General features: G+C 66.0%; 17 protein-coding genes. 6 read left to right on the forward strand and 11 right to left on the reverse strand.

The genetic code is table 11. The features are described 5' to 3' along the window. The 7 genes from OZN62_RS06000 to rpsU all read right to left on the reverse strand — a co-directional run bounded on the left by OZN62_RS06000 (position 1) and on the right by rpsU (position 5,924). Positions 1–465, reverse strand: coding sequence for a tRNA (cytidine(34)-2'-O)-methyltransferase (locus OZN62_RS06000; protein WP_269101881.1), 465 nt, complete (start codon positions 463–465; stop codon positions 1–3). A gap of 11 nt (positions 466–476) precedes the next feature. Next, entirely contained in the window at positions 477–1,976 is a 1,500-nt protein-coding gene (gene gatB, locus OZN62_RS06005) for an Asp-tRNA(Asn)/Glu-tRNA(Gln) amidotransferase subunit GatB (protein WP_269101882.1), read from the reverse strand. A 52-nt stretch (positions 1,977–2,028) separates the two neighbouring features. Then, complete coding sequence (locus OZN62_RS06010) at positions 2,029–3,216, reverse strand: acyltransferase family protein (protein ID WP_269101883.1); 1,188 nt, start codon at positions 3,214–3,216, stop codon at positions 2,029–2,031. Then, positions 3,191–4,672 (reverse strand): Asp-tRNA(Asn)/Glu-tRNA(Gln) amidotransferase subunit GatA, encoded by a 1,482-nt coding sequence (gene gatA / locus OZN62_RS06015; protein ID WP_269101884.1) that lies wholly within the window; start codon positions 4,670–4,672, stop codon positions 3,191–3,193. Before gatA ends, OZN62_RS06010 begins: the two co-directional genes overlap by 26 nt. A gap of 1 nt (position 4,673) precedes the next feature. Beyond that, positions 4,674–4,976, reverse strand: a complete 303-nt coding sequence (gatC, locus tag OZN62_RS06020; RefSeq protein ID WP_269101885.1) for an Asp-tRNA(Asn)/Glu-tRNA(Gln) amidotransferase subunit GatC — start codon at positions 4,974–4,976, stop codon at positions 4,674–4,676. 59 nt (positions 4,977–5,035) lie between these two features. Further along, complete coding sequence (locus tag OZN62_RS06025; protein ID WP_269101886.1) at positions 5,036–5,593, reverse strand: FKBP-type peptidyl-prolyl cis-trans isomerase; 558 nt, start codon at positions 5,591–5,593, stop codon at positions 5,036–5,038. A gap of 124 nt (positions 5,594–5,717) precedes the next feature. Next, complete coding sequence (rpsU, locus tag OZN62_RS06030; RefSeq protein WP_269101887.1) at positions 5,718–5,924, reverse strand: 30S ribosomal protein S21; 207 nt, start codon at positions 5,922–5,924, stop codon at positions 5,718–5,720. 208 nt (positions 5,925–6,132) lie between these two features. On the opposite strand from rpsU, the gene crcB reads away from it, so the two are divergent. Genes crcB through OZN62_RS06055 form a run of 5 tightly spaced genes read left to right on the forward strand, consistent with a single transcriptional unit; the run spans position 6,133 to position 9,247 of the window. Next, on the forward strand, positions 6,133–6,546 hold the full coding sequence (gene crcB / locus OZN62_RS06035) for a fluoride efflux transporter CrcB (protein WP_269101888.1): 414 nt from the start codon (positions 6,133–6,135) through the stop codon (positions 6,544–6,546). Beyond that, the gene (locus OZN62_RS06040) at positions 6,543–7,679 is read left to right on the forward strand and encodes an RluA family pseudouridine synthase (protein WP_269101889.1); all 1,137 of its coding nucleotides are present in this window, start codon (positions 6,543–6,545) and stop codon (positions 7,677–7,679) included. Before crcB ends, OZN62_RS06040 begins: the two co-directional genes overlap by 4 nt. Then, on the forward strand, positions 7,676–8,335 hold the full coding sequence (locus tag OZN62_RS06045; protein ID WP_269101890.1) for an HAD-IA family hydrolase: 660 nt from the start codon (positions 7,676–7,678) through the stop codon (positions 8,333–8,335). Before OZN62_RS06040 ends, OZN62_RS06045 begins: the two co-directional genes overlap by 4 nt. Further along, positions 8,328–8,555: a hypothetical protein gene (locus OZN62_RS06050; protein ID WP_269101891.1), complete on the forward strand. Its 228-nt coding sequence runs from the start codon at positions 8,328–8,330 to the stop codon at positions 8,553–8,555. The genes OZN62_RS06045 and OZN62_RS06050 overlap by 8 nt, the downstream gene beginning before the upstream one ends. After that, complete coding sequence (locus OZN62_RS06055; RefSeq protein WP_269101892.1) at positions 8,552–9,247, forward strand: ATP12 family chaperone protein; 696 nt, start codon at positions 8,552–8,554, stop codon at positions 9,245–9,247. Before OZN62_RS06050 ends, OZN62_RS06055 begins: the two co-directional genes overlap by 4 nt. Positions 9,248–9,251: 4 nt before the next feature. Here OZN62_RS06055 and OZN62_RS06060 read toward each other — a convergent pair whose 3' ends face one another. Genes OZN62_RS06060 through OZN62_RS06075 form a run of 4 tightly spaced genes read right to left on the reverse strand, consistent with a single transcriptional unit; the run spans position 9,252 to position 12,813 of the window. Beyond that, the gene (locus tag OZN62_RS06060; RefSeq protein WP_269101893.1) at positions 9,252–9,854 is read right to left on the reverse strand and encodes an ABC-type transport auxiliary lipoprotein family protein; all 603 of its coding nucleotides are present in this window, start codon (positions 9,852–9,854) and stop codon (positions 9,252–9,254) included. 17 nt (positions 9,855–9,871) lie between these two features. After that, positions 9,872–10,819 (reverse strand): MlaD family protein, encoded by a 948-nt coding sequence (locus OZN62_RS06065; RefSeq protein ID WP_269101894.1) that lies wholly within the window; start codon positions 10,817–10,819, stop codon positions 9,872–9,874. A gap of 9 nt (positions 10,820–10,828) precedes the next feature. After that, positions 10,829–11,707, reverse strand: a complete 879-nt coding sequence (locus OZN62_RS06070; RefSeq protein ID WP_269101896.1) for an ABC transporter ATP-binding protein — start codon at positions 11,705–11,707, stop codon at positions 10,829–10,831. After that, positions 11,704–12,813, reverse strand: a complete 1,110-nt coding sequence (locus OZN62_RS06075) for an MlaE family ABC transporter permease (protein WP_269101897.1) — start codon at positions 12,811–12,813, stop codon at positions 11,704–11,706. Before OZN62_RS06075 ends, OZN62_RS06070 begins: the two co-directional genes overlap by 4 nt. 87 nt (positions 12,814–12,900) lie before the next feature. On the opposite strand from OZN62_RS06075, the gene OZN62_RS06080 reads away from it, so the two are divergent. Continuing rightward, the gene (locus OZN62_RS06080) at positions 12,901–15,690 is read left to right on the forward strand and encodes a valine--tRNA ligase (protein WP_269101898.1); all 2,790 of its coding nucleotides are present in this window, start codon (positions 12,901–12,903) and stop codon (positions 15,688–15,690) included. The last annotated feature ends 1 nt before the right edge of the window (position 15,691 follow it).

Below are 15,691 nucleotides of genomic sequence, written 5' to 3' on the forward strand. Positions count from 1 at the left end.
CTAGAGCTTCCCGCGCAGCGCCTGGTAGGCGACCGCCGTCGCCGTATTGGCGAGGTTCAACGAACGGACGTGCACCGATCGCATCGGCAGGTGAAACTGCCGGTCTTGGTGGCGCACGCGGATGGCGGGCGGCAGGCCCGTGGTCTCGCTGCCGAACACCAGCAGGGCATCGTCCGGGTAATCCGGCTCGTAAAAGGACTGCGGCGCGTCCTCCTCGAACAGGAACAGCTGTTCGTCGCGCGGCCGGCGGTGCTCCAGCAGCGCCTCCCAGCTGGCATATTCGCTCAGGCGCACATGCTGCCAGTAGTCGAGGCCAGCGCGCTGCAGGTGCTTGTCGTTGAGGGTGAAGCCGTAAGGCCGCACCAGCACCAGTTCCATGTCCAGCGCCACGCAGGTGCGCCCGATGGCACCGGTGTTGTGCGGGATTTCCGGATGGACGAGGACGATTGCCGGGCGGGTGGCCATCGCGGGCTGCCCTAGCCCAGCTTGTCCTTCAGGATCTGGTTCACCACCGCCGGGTTGGCCTTGCCCTGCATCGCCTTCATCGTCTGACCGACGAAAAAGCCGAACAGCTTGTCCTTGCCGCCGCGGTATTCTTCCACCTTGTCGGCATTGTTGGCGAGGATCTCGTCGATCGCGCTCTCGATGGCACCGGTATCGCTGACCTGCTTCAGGCCCTCGCTATCGGCGATCTCGTCCGGCTCGCGGCCGGTCTTGAGCACGATCTCGTAGATTTCCTTGGCCTGGCCACCGGAAATCTCGCCCTTGTCCTGCATGGCGAGGATCGTGGCCTGTCGCTCCGCCGTGGCGTGCGACAGGTCGGCCTCGTCACCCAGCGCCTTGACCACGCCGGGGGCAACGGAAAGCGACCAGTTGGCAACCTGCGTCGCCACCTTGGCTTCAGGCTTGCCGATGGCCTTGGCGGCGACCGACAGCAGCGTCTCGAACCGCGCGAAGGTCTCGACCTCGGCGGTCAGTTCGCGGGCGTTGTAGGGCGTCAGGCCCAGCTCATTCTCGTAGCGGGCGCGCTTGGCGTCAGGCAGTTCGGGCAGGCTGTCGCGGCATTCCTCGAGGAAGGCATCGTCCAGTTCCAGCGGCAGCAGGTCCGGATCGGGGAAATAGCGATAGTCGTGCGCGTCTTCCTTCGAACGCATCGAGCGCGTCGTGCCGGTGTTCGGATCGAACAGCCGGGTTTCCTGCACCACCTTGCCGCCATCCTCGATCACGTCGATCTGGCGCTGCACCTCGTGCTCGATCGCCTGCATGACGAAGCGCACGGAGTTGACGTTCTTGGTCTCGGTGCGCGTGCCCAGTTCGGTATCGCCCACCTTGCGCACGGACACGTTGACGTCGGCGCGCATGGAGCCCTCTTCCATGTTGCCGTCGCACGATCCGACATAGCGCAGGATCGAGCGCAGCTTGCGGATATAGGCGCCGGCCTCTGCGGGCGAGGTCATGTCCGGGCGACTGACGATTTCCATCAGCGCCACGCCGGTGCGGTTGAGATCGACATAGGACATGGTCGGGTGCTGATCGTGCATCAGCTTGCCCGCGTCCTGCTCCACATGGATGCGCTCGATGCGGATGACCTTGTCTGCGGGGATGCCGGCCTTCTCGTCAGCCTCGATCACCAGCTGCCCCTCGCCCACCAGCGGATGGTAGAGCTGGCTGATCTGGTAGCCCTGCGGCAGGTCGGCATAGAAGTAGTTCTTGCGGTCGAACCGGCTCCACTTGTTGATCTGCGCCTCGATCGCCATGCCGGTGCGCACGGCCTGGCGGATGCATTCGCGATTGGGCACGGGCAGCATCCCCGGCATCGCCGCATCGACGAGGGAGACCTGCGTGTTCGGCTCCGCCCCGAAGGCGGTGCTCGCGCCGCTGAACAGCTTGGCGTTGGAGGTGACCTGCGCATGGACCTCGAGGCCGATCACGACCTCCCATTCGCCCGTTGCGCCCTGAATCCGGTAATTGCTCATGATTGTCCCGTTATCGTGTGATTGCGCCGCTTGGAAGGGCTCACTTGCCCCGTCATTTCCATGGCGCGCGTTTCTCCGCCTCTGGCGCACCCCACTGGGCGGCCTTGCGCTTGGACCAGCGCCGCGCCGGGTCTTCGATCCAGCGCCAGGTGAGGTAGGAGGCGACCAGCGTGCCGCCCAGCATCGCCGCCATCACCAGCGCGCCCAGCGCCGGGTGCAGTACCAGCAGGTTCATCGCGCGCGTGGGCATCACCAGCTGCCAGCCGGTGATGGATTGCAGCACCAGCAGCACATCGTAGGTTCGACCGATGACGAAGCCGTGCAGCATGTAGATCGAATAGCTGAGCGTCCCCAGCCAGACGAAGGCCTGGCGGCGCAGCAGGGCGCTCAGCCAGCCGCGCTCATAGGCGAAGGCCAGCACCACCAGCGCGAACAGCACATCGGCATAGAGGTGTTTCGGGCCATTGATCAGCAAGGCCAGCACCGCGCCGACCAAGGCCAGCTCGACAATGGTGGCCACGCCGCGTGACAGGTCCAGGTGACGGATGCGCAGCCACACCTCGTAGGCTGCCATGCCAAGGCCAAAACCCACCAATCCGCGCATGATGGTAAGCGGCAGGACGAGTTCGCGCAGGAGCAGCGACGTACCGGCGGCCAGCGCAATCGCCAGCGCGACAACCGTTCCCCAGCGACCGAAGAACCGCAGCAGCAGCGCGGCCATCAGGTACAGCCCGACCTCCACCGAGATCGACCAGGCCGAAGTGTTCCAGGTCTTCCAGCCAGGATGCACATATTCTTGCAGCAGGGTCAGCGTTGCCGGCAGGGTCCACCACTCGCGCCGCGCGGCGAATGGCTCGCGCCCGGCGACATCGGTGAATGCACCGGTCGCCCAGAAGGCAATCTCCAGCGCCAGCAGCAGGCCGATGACGAAGGCATGCAGCGGCCACAGCCGGGCATAGCGCAGGAACATGAACTTCAGGATCGGGAAGCCCTGGCGCAGCTTCTCGCCATAGGCCGCGGCGATCACGAAGCCCGACAGGACGAAGAAGAAATCGACCGCGTAGTTCAGCCGCTGGTACAGCGGCCCTTCAAGCCACCAGTAGACGCCCTTCACATGATACCAGGCGACGCCCATCGCGGCGATGCCGCGCCAGCTGTCGAGCACGGTGAAGCGTTCGCGCGCGGGCGCGTCGGCGGAGACTTCCGCTAGCGTATCACCACCACTTGTCGGGTTGGGCATCGAATCCGGCGCGCTGCTCGATCGCCAGGCCGGCATTGAGCACGCCCTGTTCGTCCATCGCCTTGCCGACGATCTGCAGGCCCAGCGGCAGCCCTTCGCCGTTGATCGCGGCAGGCACGCTCATGGCAGGCAGGCCGGCCAGCGAAGCCGGCACCGAGAACACGTCGTTCAGGTACATCGCCAGCGGATCGTCGGTCTTGTCGCCCAGCGCAAAGGCCGCGTTCGGCGTGGTCGGGGCGAGTATCGCGTCGCACTGGGCAAAGGCCTCGTCGAAGTCACGCTGGATCAGCGTGCGCACCTTCATCGCCTGGGTGTAGTAGGCGTCATAGAAACCGGCCGACAGTACATAGGTACCGATGATGATGCGGCGCTTCACCTCGTCACCGAAACCCTCGGCGCGGGTGGCGGCGTACATGTCCTGCAACCCGGCCCCTTCGGGCAGGTCGCGCAGGCCGTACCGCACGCCGTCATAGCGGGCGAGGTTGGACGATGCTTCCGCCGGGGCGACGATGTAATAGGCCGGCAACGCATACTTGGTGTGCGGCAGGCTGATGTCGACGATCTCGGCACCGGCATCGCGCAGCCATTCCTTGCCGCGCTCCCAGCTGGCATCGATCTCGGGATCCATGCCGTCCATCCGGTATTCGCGCGGGATGCCGATCTTCTTGCCCTTCAGGTCCGCGTCGAGCGCCCCGGCCCAGTCGGGCACGGGGGCATCTAGGCTGGTCGAATCCTTGGGGTCGAAACCGGCCATCGCACCCAGCATGATCGCGCAATCTTCCACGCTGCGAGCCATCGGACCGGCCTGGTCGAGGCTGCTGGCGAAGGCAACGATGCCCCAGCGGCTGCAGCGGCCGTAGGTCGGCTTGATGCCCGTAGTACCGGTGATCGCGGCAGGCTGGCGGATCGAACCGCCGGTGTCGGTGCCGGTCGCTGCCGGGCACAGCCGCGCGGCAACGGCGGCGGACGAACCACCGGAAGAACCGCCCGGCGTCAGCGCGGCATTGCTGCCCTGCTTGCGCCACGGGCTCTTCACCGGGCCGAAATAGCTCGTCTCGTTGGACGAACCCATGGCGAACTGGTCCATGTTCAGCTTGCCGAGCATGCCCGCGCCGGCATCCCACAGCTTCTGGCTGACGGTGCTCTCGTAGCGCGGCAAGAAGCCTTCGAGGATGTGGCTGGCGGCGGTGGACTGCACGCCATCGGTGCAGAACAGGTCCTTCATGCCGATCGGCACGCCGGCCATCGGGCCAAGTTCTTCGCCTGCGGCGCGCGCGGCGTCCACCTTTTCGGCAGCGGCCAGTGCATGCTCCGGCGTCGCCACGATGAAGGCGTTGAGTTCGGCAGCCGCGGCCACCGCGCCATTGAAGGCCTCGGCCACTTCGCGCGCGGTGAAGTCACCGGCAGCCACGCCATCGCGGATGGCCTTCACGCCCAGTTGGGTAAAATCGGTCATGCTATTCGATCACCTTCGGCACGCCGAAGAAGCCGTGCTCGGCCACCGGCGCATTGGCGAGGACATCGTCGCGGCGGCCGCCACCGGTCTTGGGGTCGGCATCCACCACGTCGTCGCGCAGGCGCAGGGCTTGCGGGATGACCGCCGTCATCGGCTCAACCGAGGAGGTATCGACCTCGCCCAGCTGCTCGACCCAGTCGAGGATCTTGTTGAGTTCGGGCACCATGTGGTCGAGCGCGTCCTCGTCCATCCTGATGCGCGCCAGACTGGCGATCTTGGCGACTTCTTCTCGGGTGACTGACATGCGAGCGCACTAGCGGCGCGCGACACGCGCTTCAAGCGGCTCGCGCGCCAAAAATGCCCTTATTCGCCCGCGCCCTCTTCGGTCGCGGCATCCAGCTGCTGCTGCATCATCATCTGCTGGAAGGTGGCGACGCGCTGCTGGAAGTCCTCGCGGGTCATGAATTCGATCACTTCGATGTCGAAATAGAGGTCCGCATTGGGCGGAATCGGGCCGCCTTCGGGCACGTCCGCGCCATAGGCCTGGTCGGCCGGGATGAAGATCTCGTACTGCCCGCCGGCCTGCGTCTGTAGCAGGGCATCGCGGAAGCCGGGGATCATGTCGCCCAGCGGCAGTGGCGTGCCATCGGGGAAGATGCCCTCGATCGGCAGCGGGAGGGTCTGCGACTGGTCGAACACCGTGCCGTCTTCCAGCTTGCCGGTGTAGTTGACGAAGACCACGCTTTCCTCGGTCGGGTTCGGGCCTTCACCGGCGCGGATGGTGTCGACCGACAGGCCCTTGGGCATGGCTGCCCAGGCAATCAGCGCCGCCAGCACGACGGCGGCGAGCACGCCCAGCCAGAGTTTGGTCAACGAGCCCTTGGCAACGGGCTGCAACAGTACGCGGGTAACTTCGGCCATGACTTGTAGGTATCCCGTCCAATCTTGCGACGCCCAAACGAAAAGGGCGCGGAATTTTCTTCCACGCCCCTTTGGCTTAGCTGCGATGTGCTTTCAAGCTTGGTGAGCCTGAAATGCGACCGAATTAACGGGCGCCGTCACGCTCCATGCGCTTGCGCTCCAGCTTGCGGGCGCGGCGCACGGCGGCGGCCTTTTCACGTGCGCGCTTCTCGCTCGGCTTTTCGTAGTGGCGGCGCAGCTTCATCTCGCGATACACCCCCTCACGCTGCAGCTTCTTCTTGAGCGCGCGCAGGGCCTGCTCGACATTGTTATCGCGAACGATGATCTGCATAAATCTAAGCCACCTTCTCTAATCTCAAAACGGCGAGAGCCCGCTGCAGAAGGCGCGGGGATGCACCGTGTAACTCAACGAAAAACGCGCCGAATCCCTTCTTGGATCGGCTGAACGAGGGCGCAGATAAGCGAATCAAAGCTAAAAAGCAAGGCAGCTGAGGCCTTTTGGGTTCCGCATCTGCCCGCACGCGTCTAAGGCGGGGCCCATGTCGAACATCACACCGCAGCTTTATGCATCGCTCTCGGTCGCGCTGGGAGGGGGCATCGGCGCCCTCGCCCGTTACCAGCTGGGCCGCGCGATGACCGCCTGGATGGGCGCGCCCGCCATGACCGTGTTTCCCTGGGCGACGCTGGCCGTCAACACCATCGGCAGCCTGCTGATGGGCCTGCTGGCCGGCTGGCTGATGCGCTCTGGTGGCGGCAACGTCGACCAACTGCGCCTGCTGCTGGGCGTGGGCATCCTGGGCGGGTTCACCACCTTCAGCGCCTTCAGCCTGGAACTGGCCATGCTGATCCAGCGCGGCCAGATCGCCTTCGCGGTGCTCTACATCCTGCTGTCCATCGGCCTTGGCGTGTCCGGGCTGGTGTTCGGCCTCACGGTGACGCGGCTGTTCTCATGACGGGCGAGCAGAAGGACAACGAAGTCCGGCAATTCACCGTCGACGCCGATGACGAGGGCGTGCGCCTGGACCGCTGGTTCAAGCGCCACCTGCCGCAGATCGGCTTCGGCACCGTGTCGCGCTGGGCGCGCACGGGCCAGCTGCGCGTCGACGGCAAGCGCGCCAAGGTGGAGGACCGCCTGACCGCCGGCCAGGTGCTGCGCGTGCCGCCGGGCGGCGAGGATTCCGCCCGCACCCAGCGCAAGCGCCGCGAGCTGACCGCCGATGACGAGGCGCTGGCCGAGTCCATGCTGATCCACCGCGACAAGGCGGCGCTGGTGCTGAACAAGCCCCCCGGCCTTGCGACGCAGGGCGGCACCAAGACGAACAAGCATGTCGATGGCCTGCTGGATGCCTATGCCGGCGAGGACGAGCCGCGCCCGCGCCTCGTTCACCGGCTCGACAAGGATACCAGCGGCGTGCTGCTGGTCGCCCGCACGCCGGGCAGCGCAGCCTTTTTCTCCAAGCGGTTTTCCGGCCGCAGCGCCAAGAAGATCTACTGGGCGCTGGTGGTGGGCGTGCCCGAGGTGCTGGAAGGCACGATCGACGCGCCGCTGGCCAAGCAGCCGGGCACCGGCGGCGAGAAGATGCACGTCGACATGGAGAACGGCCAGCCGGCCAAGACCGCCTACCGCGTGGTCGAGCGCGCCGGCAACAAGGCCGCCTGGGTCGAATTGCAGCCCTTCACCGGGCGCACCCACCAGCTGCGCGTGCACCTGGCCGCGATCGGCCATCCCATCGTCGGCGACGGCAAGTACGGCGGACAGGATGCCTTCCTGACCGGCAGCGTCAGCCGCAAGATGCACCTGCACGCCCGACGCCTGATCATCGATGCACCCAAGGGCGGCAAGCTGGACGTTACCGCCGAACTGCCGGAGCACTTCGCGCAGAGCATGGAGCAACTGGGTTTCGACATAAGCCTCAGCGAAGCCGCGCCGGTGCTCACCCCGCCACCCGAACGCAGCCGGGCGGAGAAGAAGCAGGCGGCCAAGGCCCATGCCAAGCAGTATCGCAAGGCTCGCCGGGGTGAGCGTCGCTCGCGCACCAAGCCCACGGGCAAGCCCGGTGCCAAGCCCAAGGGGCGGCGCAAGTGAGCGAAGTCCGCCTCGCCGTCTTCGACTGCGACGGCACGCTGAGCGATGGCCAGGCCGGCGTGGTGAACGCAATGGAAGTCGCCTTCGCGGAGACGGGCCTGCCCGCGCCGGACCGGCACCAGGTCCGTCGCATCGTCGGCCTCAGCCTGCCGCAGGCCATCCGCAGCCTTGCGCCGGATGCCGGCGATGAACAGCACGCCGCCACGGTAGAGGCCTACAAGCAGGCCTTCTTCCGCTCCCGCCAGGACGGGTCCCTGCGCGAACCGCTGTTCGAAGGGATCGTCGGCCTGCTGCATCGCCTGCACGGCGGCGGCTGGATGCTGGGCGTCGCCACCGGCAAGTCCGACCGTGGACTGCGCAGCACCCTCGCCGCGAACAACCTCACCGAATTGTTCGCCACCACCCACACGGCCGACCGCCACCCGTCGAAGCCGCACCCTTCCATGCTGGAAGCGGCCATGGCCGATGTGCTGGCGGAGCCCGCCGCAACGGTGATGATCGGCGACACGGTGTTCGATATCGAGATGGCCAGGGCGGCCAATGTCCGTGCCGTGGGCGTCGCCTGGGGCTATCACGACAGTGCCGAACTGCTGGCCGCCGGGGCTGTCGGCGTGGCGGAAACGATGAGCGAGCTGGAGGAACTGATCCATGGATGACCGCGAGGCCGCCGAAGCGCAGGCGAAACAGCGCTTCTTCCTGATCAACGCGATGCGCATTGCCGGGGTCGTGATGATCCTGCTCGGCATCCTCGTCTTCAACGGGGTGATGCCGCTGCCGGAATGGGCCGGCTGGGTGCTGCTGGTGCTCGGCATGATCGAGACCTTCGTCACCCCGCAGATCCTCGCCCGCATCTGGAGCACGAACGAGCGGCGATGAAGAAGTTCTGGAAAGACGTATCGGTCGAGGAGCGCGACGGCGGCTGGCAGGTCACGCTGGATGGCCGCGCGATTCGCACGCAGGGCGGCCAGCAGCAGGTCGCGCCCAGCCGCGCGCTGGCGGACCTGGTGGCGGGCGAATTCGCCGCGCAGGGCGAGGAAATCGACACCAGGAGCTTCGTCTTCCGCGACATGGTCGACTACGCGCTGGACATCGTCGCGAAGCAGCGCGAGGCAACCGTCACCCAGCTGCTGGAATACGCGCAGACCGATACGCTGTGCTACCGCGCCGACCCGGACGAGCCGCTCTACAAGCGGCAGCAAGAACTGTGGGAGCCGCTGGTGAGCGCATGCGAGGCCACCCATGGCATTCGCCTCGAACGCGCCAGCGGCATCATCCACCGCCCGCAGCCGGAAGACAGCATCGCCGCCCTGCGCCAGCGGCTGGAGGCGGAGGACCACTTCTCCCTCGCCGGGTTGCAGACGATTACCTCGCTGGCGGCCTCGCTGGTCGTCGCCCTTGCCGCGCTGGAGGACCAGGCGGATACGACGGCGCTCTTCGCCGCCGCCAATGCCGAACAGGACTGGCAGGCAGAGCTATGGGGCTGGGATTTCGCCGCCGAGGAAGCGCGCAAGGCGAAGCTGGAAGCCTTCGAGAAAGCCGCGCAGTTCCTGCGCGCGGCGCGGGGCTAGCGCCCTAGCCCACCCATTCAGCGACCTGGTCGGCCACGCGATTGGCTGCCTCGTTCAGCGCCGGGCCGACGAAATCGGCATCGGCCGGGACCCCGGAGACGCTTTCCTCGAACCGCTGCGTGCGGATCGTGCCGTCCGGCGATTCGAGCACGGCGTCATAGCGGACCACCACGCTGCCGGTGGTCGCATCGTAGCCGAGATCGACCAGCTGGCCGGAAAGCTGCGTGCGCGCGGCATATTCCAGTTCCCCGCCGTTCACGACCAGTCGATTGCCCTTGGACCGGATCGTCTCCGCCAGCACGTTGCGGAACAGCTGGGCGGGCTTTTCCACCCAGAACGCGTCGGCAAGGTAAGCCAGCGAGCTGTCGCTGGTGGTCACCGGGATGCGGTTGACGTTCAGTCGCTGCGACACCGACGGTACCTGCACCGCCAGCGCAGCGGCGACCTCGCCCTCGGCCGCGGCGCCTGCGGGCACGCTGGCGCTGGGCGTCAGCGTCAGCAGCTGGTCGGGCGGATCGATACCGCCAAGGCTGATGCAGCCGGACAGCGCAGTGAGCGAGAACAGCGCGGCGGCCATCAGGCGCGTAGGGGTGGCTTTGTTCGTCATCGTCATCTTCCCCCTGCTCACGGCTCGTAATCCGGCAGGGCCGGGCCGCTGATCAGCGATCCGGCACCCTCGTTTTCGAGCCGCTCGGTCATGTTGCGCAGGTTCTGGCTGGTCTGCCGCAGGTCACGCAAGGTGGCCGTCGCTGCCGGCAGCGTATCCTGGTTCAGCTGCTGGGTCAGTGGCTCGACATTGGCGAGCGTCGCTTCGAGCGAATCCGCCGCCGAGCGGGCAGAGACAAGCGTGGCGCGCAGTTCGGTGGCGATCTGCTGGCCTTCGTTCTCCAGCAAGGCGTCGGTGGTCTCCAGCGTGTTCTCGAAGGCCGCCAGCGTCTCGGTCGACTGCGCCAGCGTCGCCTGCAGTTCCTGCAAGGTGGCCTGCACCTCCGGAGAGCTTTCCGCCAGTTCGCGGCTGATGGTGTTGGTGTTGCGCAGGATGCCGGAAATCGAATCCTGGTTGTCGTCGTCCAGCACGCGGGTGAGGCGGTCGGTCAGCGTCGCCAGTCGTTCCAGCAGCAGCGGCGCGCTGGCAAGGATTTCGCCGATCGCGCCGGGCGCCGGCGGGATCACCGGCACGCCTTCGGGGCAATCGGTGGTGTCGCAGGAAATCGGCGGCTGGCTGGACCGGCCTCCCGACAGGCTGATGTTGGCTACACCGGTGAAGCTGGCCGAAACGCTCGCCTCGGTGCCGATCAGGATCGGCGTGTCGCCGTCCACCTCGATGCGCACCTTCACGAATTCGGGATCGCGCTCCCAGATCGAGATATCCTTTACCTGCCCCACGGGCACGCCGGAATAGGTGACGACGGAACCGTTCGCCACGCCGCCCACGGACTGGGCGAAGAAGATGTCGTATTCCTTGTTGTCACGGTCGCCCAGCCGCGCCAGCCAGACGAAGAAAATGGCTGCGGCCACCAGCAGCGCCAGCGTCACTGCGCCTACCCAGACATGGTTTGCCCGTGTTTCCATCTGCCTGCCCTATGCCTTTCCGGTGGCGTTGTTGTCCAACGCTTTCCCGCGTTCGTGCGTGGCCACGGCCGCGCGGGCGCGGGGGCCATTGAAGTATTCCTGGATCCACGGATGGTCCGATTTCAGCAATTCCGGGATGGTGCCGACCGCGATCACCTTCTTGTCCGCCAGCACCGCCACGCGGTCGCAAATGGCGTAGAGCGTGTCGAGATCGTGAGTGATCAGGAACACGGTCAGGCCCAGCGTATCGGTCAGCTCGCGGATCAGCTCGTCGAACTTGGCCGCGCCGATGGGATCGAGGCCCGCCGTGGGCTCGTCGAGGAACAACAGCTCCGGATCGAGCGCCAGGGCGCGGGCCAGGCTGGCGCGCTTCTTCATGCCGCCCGACAGCTCTGATGGGTACTTGCTCGCCGCGTCTTCGGGCAGGCCGGTCAGCACCACCTTGTAGCGGGCGATCTCGTCGAGCAGTTCCTGCGACAGTTCCGGGTAGAACTGCTTGAGCGGCACCTGCACGTTCTCGGCGACGGTCAGCGTGGAGAACAGCGCGCCGCCCTGGAACAGCACGCCCCAGCGGTTGCGCACACCCAGCACCTCGTCCGGCTCCGCCGCGGTGATGTCCTGCCCGAACACCTCGATGCAGCCCGCTTTCGGGATTTGCAGCCCGATGATGGCGCGCATCAGTACGCTCTTGCCCGTGCCCGATCCGCCGACAACGCCAAGGATTTCGCCGCGCTTCACCTTCAGGTCGAGCTCTTCGTGGACCACGAAATCGCCAAAGGCGTTGGTCAGCCCGGTGATCTCGATCGGATATTCGCCCTCGAAGACGACCGTTTCGGCCTCCGGGGCGAGAGGGATTTCCTCGATGGGCGGGTCAGTGTCTTCGCTCATATCCAGCCGATCTGTTCGAAGAACACCGCGAAGAAGGCATCGAGCACGATGACCATGAAGATCGCCTGCACCACCGCAGCCGTAGTGCGCAGGCCGACTTCCTCGGCATTACCGCGCACCTGCATCCCCTGGTAGCAGCCGGCCATGGCCACGATCAGGCCGAACACCGGCGCCTTCACCATGCCGACCCAGAAATCGTAGGTGGGCACCACTTCCTGGATGCGGGCGAGGAAGGTGAGGAAGGGGATGCCCAGCATCACGTCGCCGATCACCGCGCCGCCGATGATGGCGACGCAGGAGGAGAAGAAGCCCAGCAGCGGCATCATCAGCACGGCGGCCAGGATGCGCGGCACCACCAGCGCCTCCATCGGCGAGACACCGATCGTGCGCATGGCGTCGATTTCCTCGGTAAGCTTCATCGTGCCGATCTGCGCGGCGAAGGCGGAGCCGGAGCGGCCGGCGACCATGATCGCCGTCATCAGCACACCCAGTTCGCGCAGGGTGATGCGGCCGACGAGGTTCACCGTCAGCGTCTCGGCGCCGAACTGCTGTAGCTGCACCGCGCCCTGCTGTGCGATGACGATACCGATCAGGAAGCTCATCAGGCCGATGATCGGCAGGCTGGTAACGCCTACCAGCTCCATCTGCCGCACCAGCGCCTTGACGCGGAAGCGGCGCGGATGGCGGATCAGGCCGCCAAAACCGACCAGCACCGCGCCAAGGAAGGCAATCGACTTGCGCATGCCATCGGCGAATTCGAGCACCTTCTTGCCGACATGGGCCGCCAGCCGGCCGAAGTCGAATTCGGCGGGCGGGGCGATAGCGGCTTCGCTGGCGGAGCGTTCCACCGCGTCGATCAGCACTTCGGCCTGCTCGCTGGCACCGATGATCTCGGCCCCGGTGCGGGCGGCGAAGCGATGGACGATCCATGCCCCCACCGTGTCGATGGGCGTGGCGTCCGAAATGTCGATTTGCTGCACGGAATCATGGTGATCGCGCAGCTGCGGATCGATCGCTCCGATGGTGGAAACCAGCAAGGGACCGGTGATGACGACCGTCGCCCGGCCGCCGCGTTCCTCCACGCTGTATTGCGCCCATTCCCTCATTGCTTCAGCGCTATGCGGACAAATGCGCGACCCCGCAAGATTTTCGCGTGTTGAACTCCGGCAAACACGGTGGCAGGGGCCTCCTCCATGACGAGTGAGCTGCAAAAGACTTTCGATCCCGCCGCAATCGAGGCGAAATGGTATTCCCATTGGGAAGAAACCGGCGCGTTCCGGCCGGAGCGCCCCGATGCCGAGGCATTCACCATCGTCAACCCGCCGCCCAACGTCACCGGCAGCCTGCACATTGGCCACGCGCTGGACAATACCCTGCAGGATATCGTCATCCGTTACGAGCGACTGCGCGGCAAGGACGCGCTGTGGGTGGTGGGCACCGACCACGCCGGCATCGCCACGCAGATGGTGGTGGAACGCCAGCTGGAGGATAAGCAGGACAAGCGCACCAACTACTCGCGCGAGGAATTCGTGCAGAAGGTGTGGGAGTGGAAGGAAGAGAGCGGCGGCACGATCACGCGCCAGCTGCGCCGCCTCGGCTGCTCGATGGACTGGAGCCGCGAGCAGTTCACCATGGACGAGCACTTCACCAAGGCGGTGCTCAAGGTGTTCGTGGACCTCTACAACGACGGCCTGATCTACCGCGACAAGCGACTGGTGAACTGGGACCCCAAGCTGAAGACCGCGATCTCGGACCTCGAAGTCGAGACCCACGATGTCAACGGTCACATGTGGCACTTCAAGTACCCGCTCGAAGGCGGCCAGACCTACACCTATGTCGAACGCGACGAGGACGGCAATGTCGTGCTGGAGGAAGAGCGCGACTACATCTCCATCGCCACCACCCGCCCGGAAACCATGCTGGGTGACGGCGCGGTAGCGGTGCATCCCGATGACGCGCGCTACGCCCCCATCGTCGGCAAGCTGTGCGAGATCCCCGTCGGCCCCAAGGAACACCGCCGCCTGATCCCGATCATCACCGACGAATATCCCGATCCGGACTTCGGTTCGGGTGCGGTGAAGATCACCGGCGCCCACGACGAAAACGACTTCGGCGTCGCTCAGCGCAACGGCATCCCGATGTACCGCCTGATGGACGAGGTTGCCGCCATGCGCAGCGATGGCGCGCCCTATGCCGAGGCCGCCCGGCGCGCAATGGAAATCGCCCGCGGCGGCAAGCTGGATGCAGCGGAAGTCGACGCGCTCAACCTTGTGCCCGACGAATATCGCGGCCTCGACCGCTACGAAGCGCGCACGAAGGTCGTGGCGGACATCGATGCCGAAGGCCTGATGATTATGGTCGAGGACAAGAAGATCGCGCAGCCCTTCGGCGATCGCGGCGGCGTGGTGATCGAACCCATGCTGATGGACCAGTGGTATGTCGACGCCAAGAAGCTGGCCGAGCGCCCGATCGCGGCGGTGAAGAGCGGCGAGATCGAGATCATCCCGCAGACGTGGGAGAAGACCTTCTTCAACTGGATGGAGAACATCCAGCCGTGGTGCGTTTCCCGTCAGCTGTGGTGGGGGCACCGCATTCCGGCGTGGTATGACGCAGACGGCAACGTCTACGTCGCCGAGAGCGAGGAAGAGGCACAGGCCAAGGCCGGGGCAGGCGTCGCCCTCACCCGCGACGAGGACGTACTCGACACCTGGTTCTCGTCCGCGCTGTGGCCCTTCGCCACGCTTGGCTGGCCGGACGAGACCGAGCTACTGAAGAAGCACTATCCCAACAGCCTGCTGATTTCTGGCTTCGACATCCTGTTCTTCTGGGATGCGCGCATGATGATGGCAGGCTTCTACAACATGGACGCGCGTCCGTGGGAGAAGCTTTACCTGCACGGGCTGGTGCGCGCGGCCGACGGTGCGAAGATGTCCAAGTCGAAGGGCAACGTGGTCGATCCGCTGGGCCTGATCGACCAGTACGGCGCCGACGCGCTGCGCTTCTTCATGGCGGCAATGGAAAGCCAGGGCCGCGACATCAAGATGGATGAAAAGCGGGTCGAGGGTTATCGCAACTTCGCGACCAAGCTGTGGAATGCGACGCGCTTCTGCCAGTCCTACGGCATCGGTGCCTCTTCCACGATCAAGGCTCCCAGCGCCCGCCTCGCCGCCAACCAGTGGATCATCGGCGAAGTGCAGCAGACGGTGGAAGAGCTGGACAAGGCCATGGCCGAACTGCGCTTCGATGCCGCGGCCAACACCGTCTACCACTTCACCTGGGACCGCTTCTGCGACTGGTACCTCGAACTGATCAAGCCGGTGTTGCAGGGCGATGCGGATAGCGACGCTGCCAAGGAGACCCGCGAGGTCGCCGGCTGGGCGCTCGACCAGATCCTGGTCATGCTGCACCCCTTCATGCCCTTCGTCACCGAGGAACTGTGGCACGCGCAGGGCGACCGTCGGTACGACCTCATCCTTGCCAAGTGGCCGGAGCCGCGCGCCGAGGTGAGCAAGGCTGCGACCGACGCCATCGACTGGGTCATCGCCCTCACCACCGCCACGCGCGGCGCGCGTAACGAGCTGGGCATTTCGCCGGGCGAGAAGCTGGCCGCCTACTGCCCTGCCCCCTCGGACCTTGCAAAGGGCGTGATCGAGCGTAGCAGCGCCGCGATCGAGCGCCTTGCGCGCCTGTCGCCCATCACCGTGGGCGAAGCGCCTGCCGGGGCCGCCATGCAGGTTGCCGCCGGGTCGGACACCTTCATTGTCCCGCTGGAAGGCGTGATCGACATCGACGCTGAACGCGCCCGCCTGGAAAAGGCGCTGGCCGCCTCGCAGAAGGAAGCCAAGTCGCTGGAGGGGCGCCTCTCCAACGCCAACTTCGTCGAGCGCGCCAAGCCCGAGGCGGTGGAGAAGGCCAAGGCTGATTTCGCGCACCACGGCGCCGAGATCGAGCGCCTGCAGGCGGCATTGGCAAGGCTGGGGTAGC

Source organism: Aurantiacibacter sp. MUD11, from assembly GCF_026967575.1.
Classification (GTDB): Bacteria; Pseudomonadota; Alphaproteobacteria; order Sphingomonadales; family Sphingomonadaceae; genus Alteraurantiacibacter.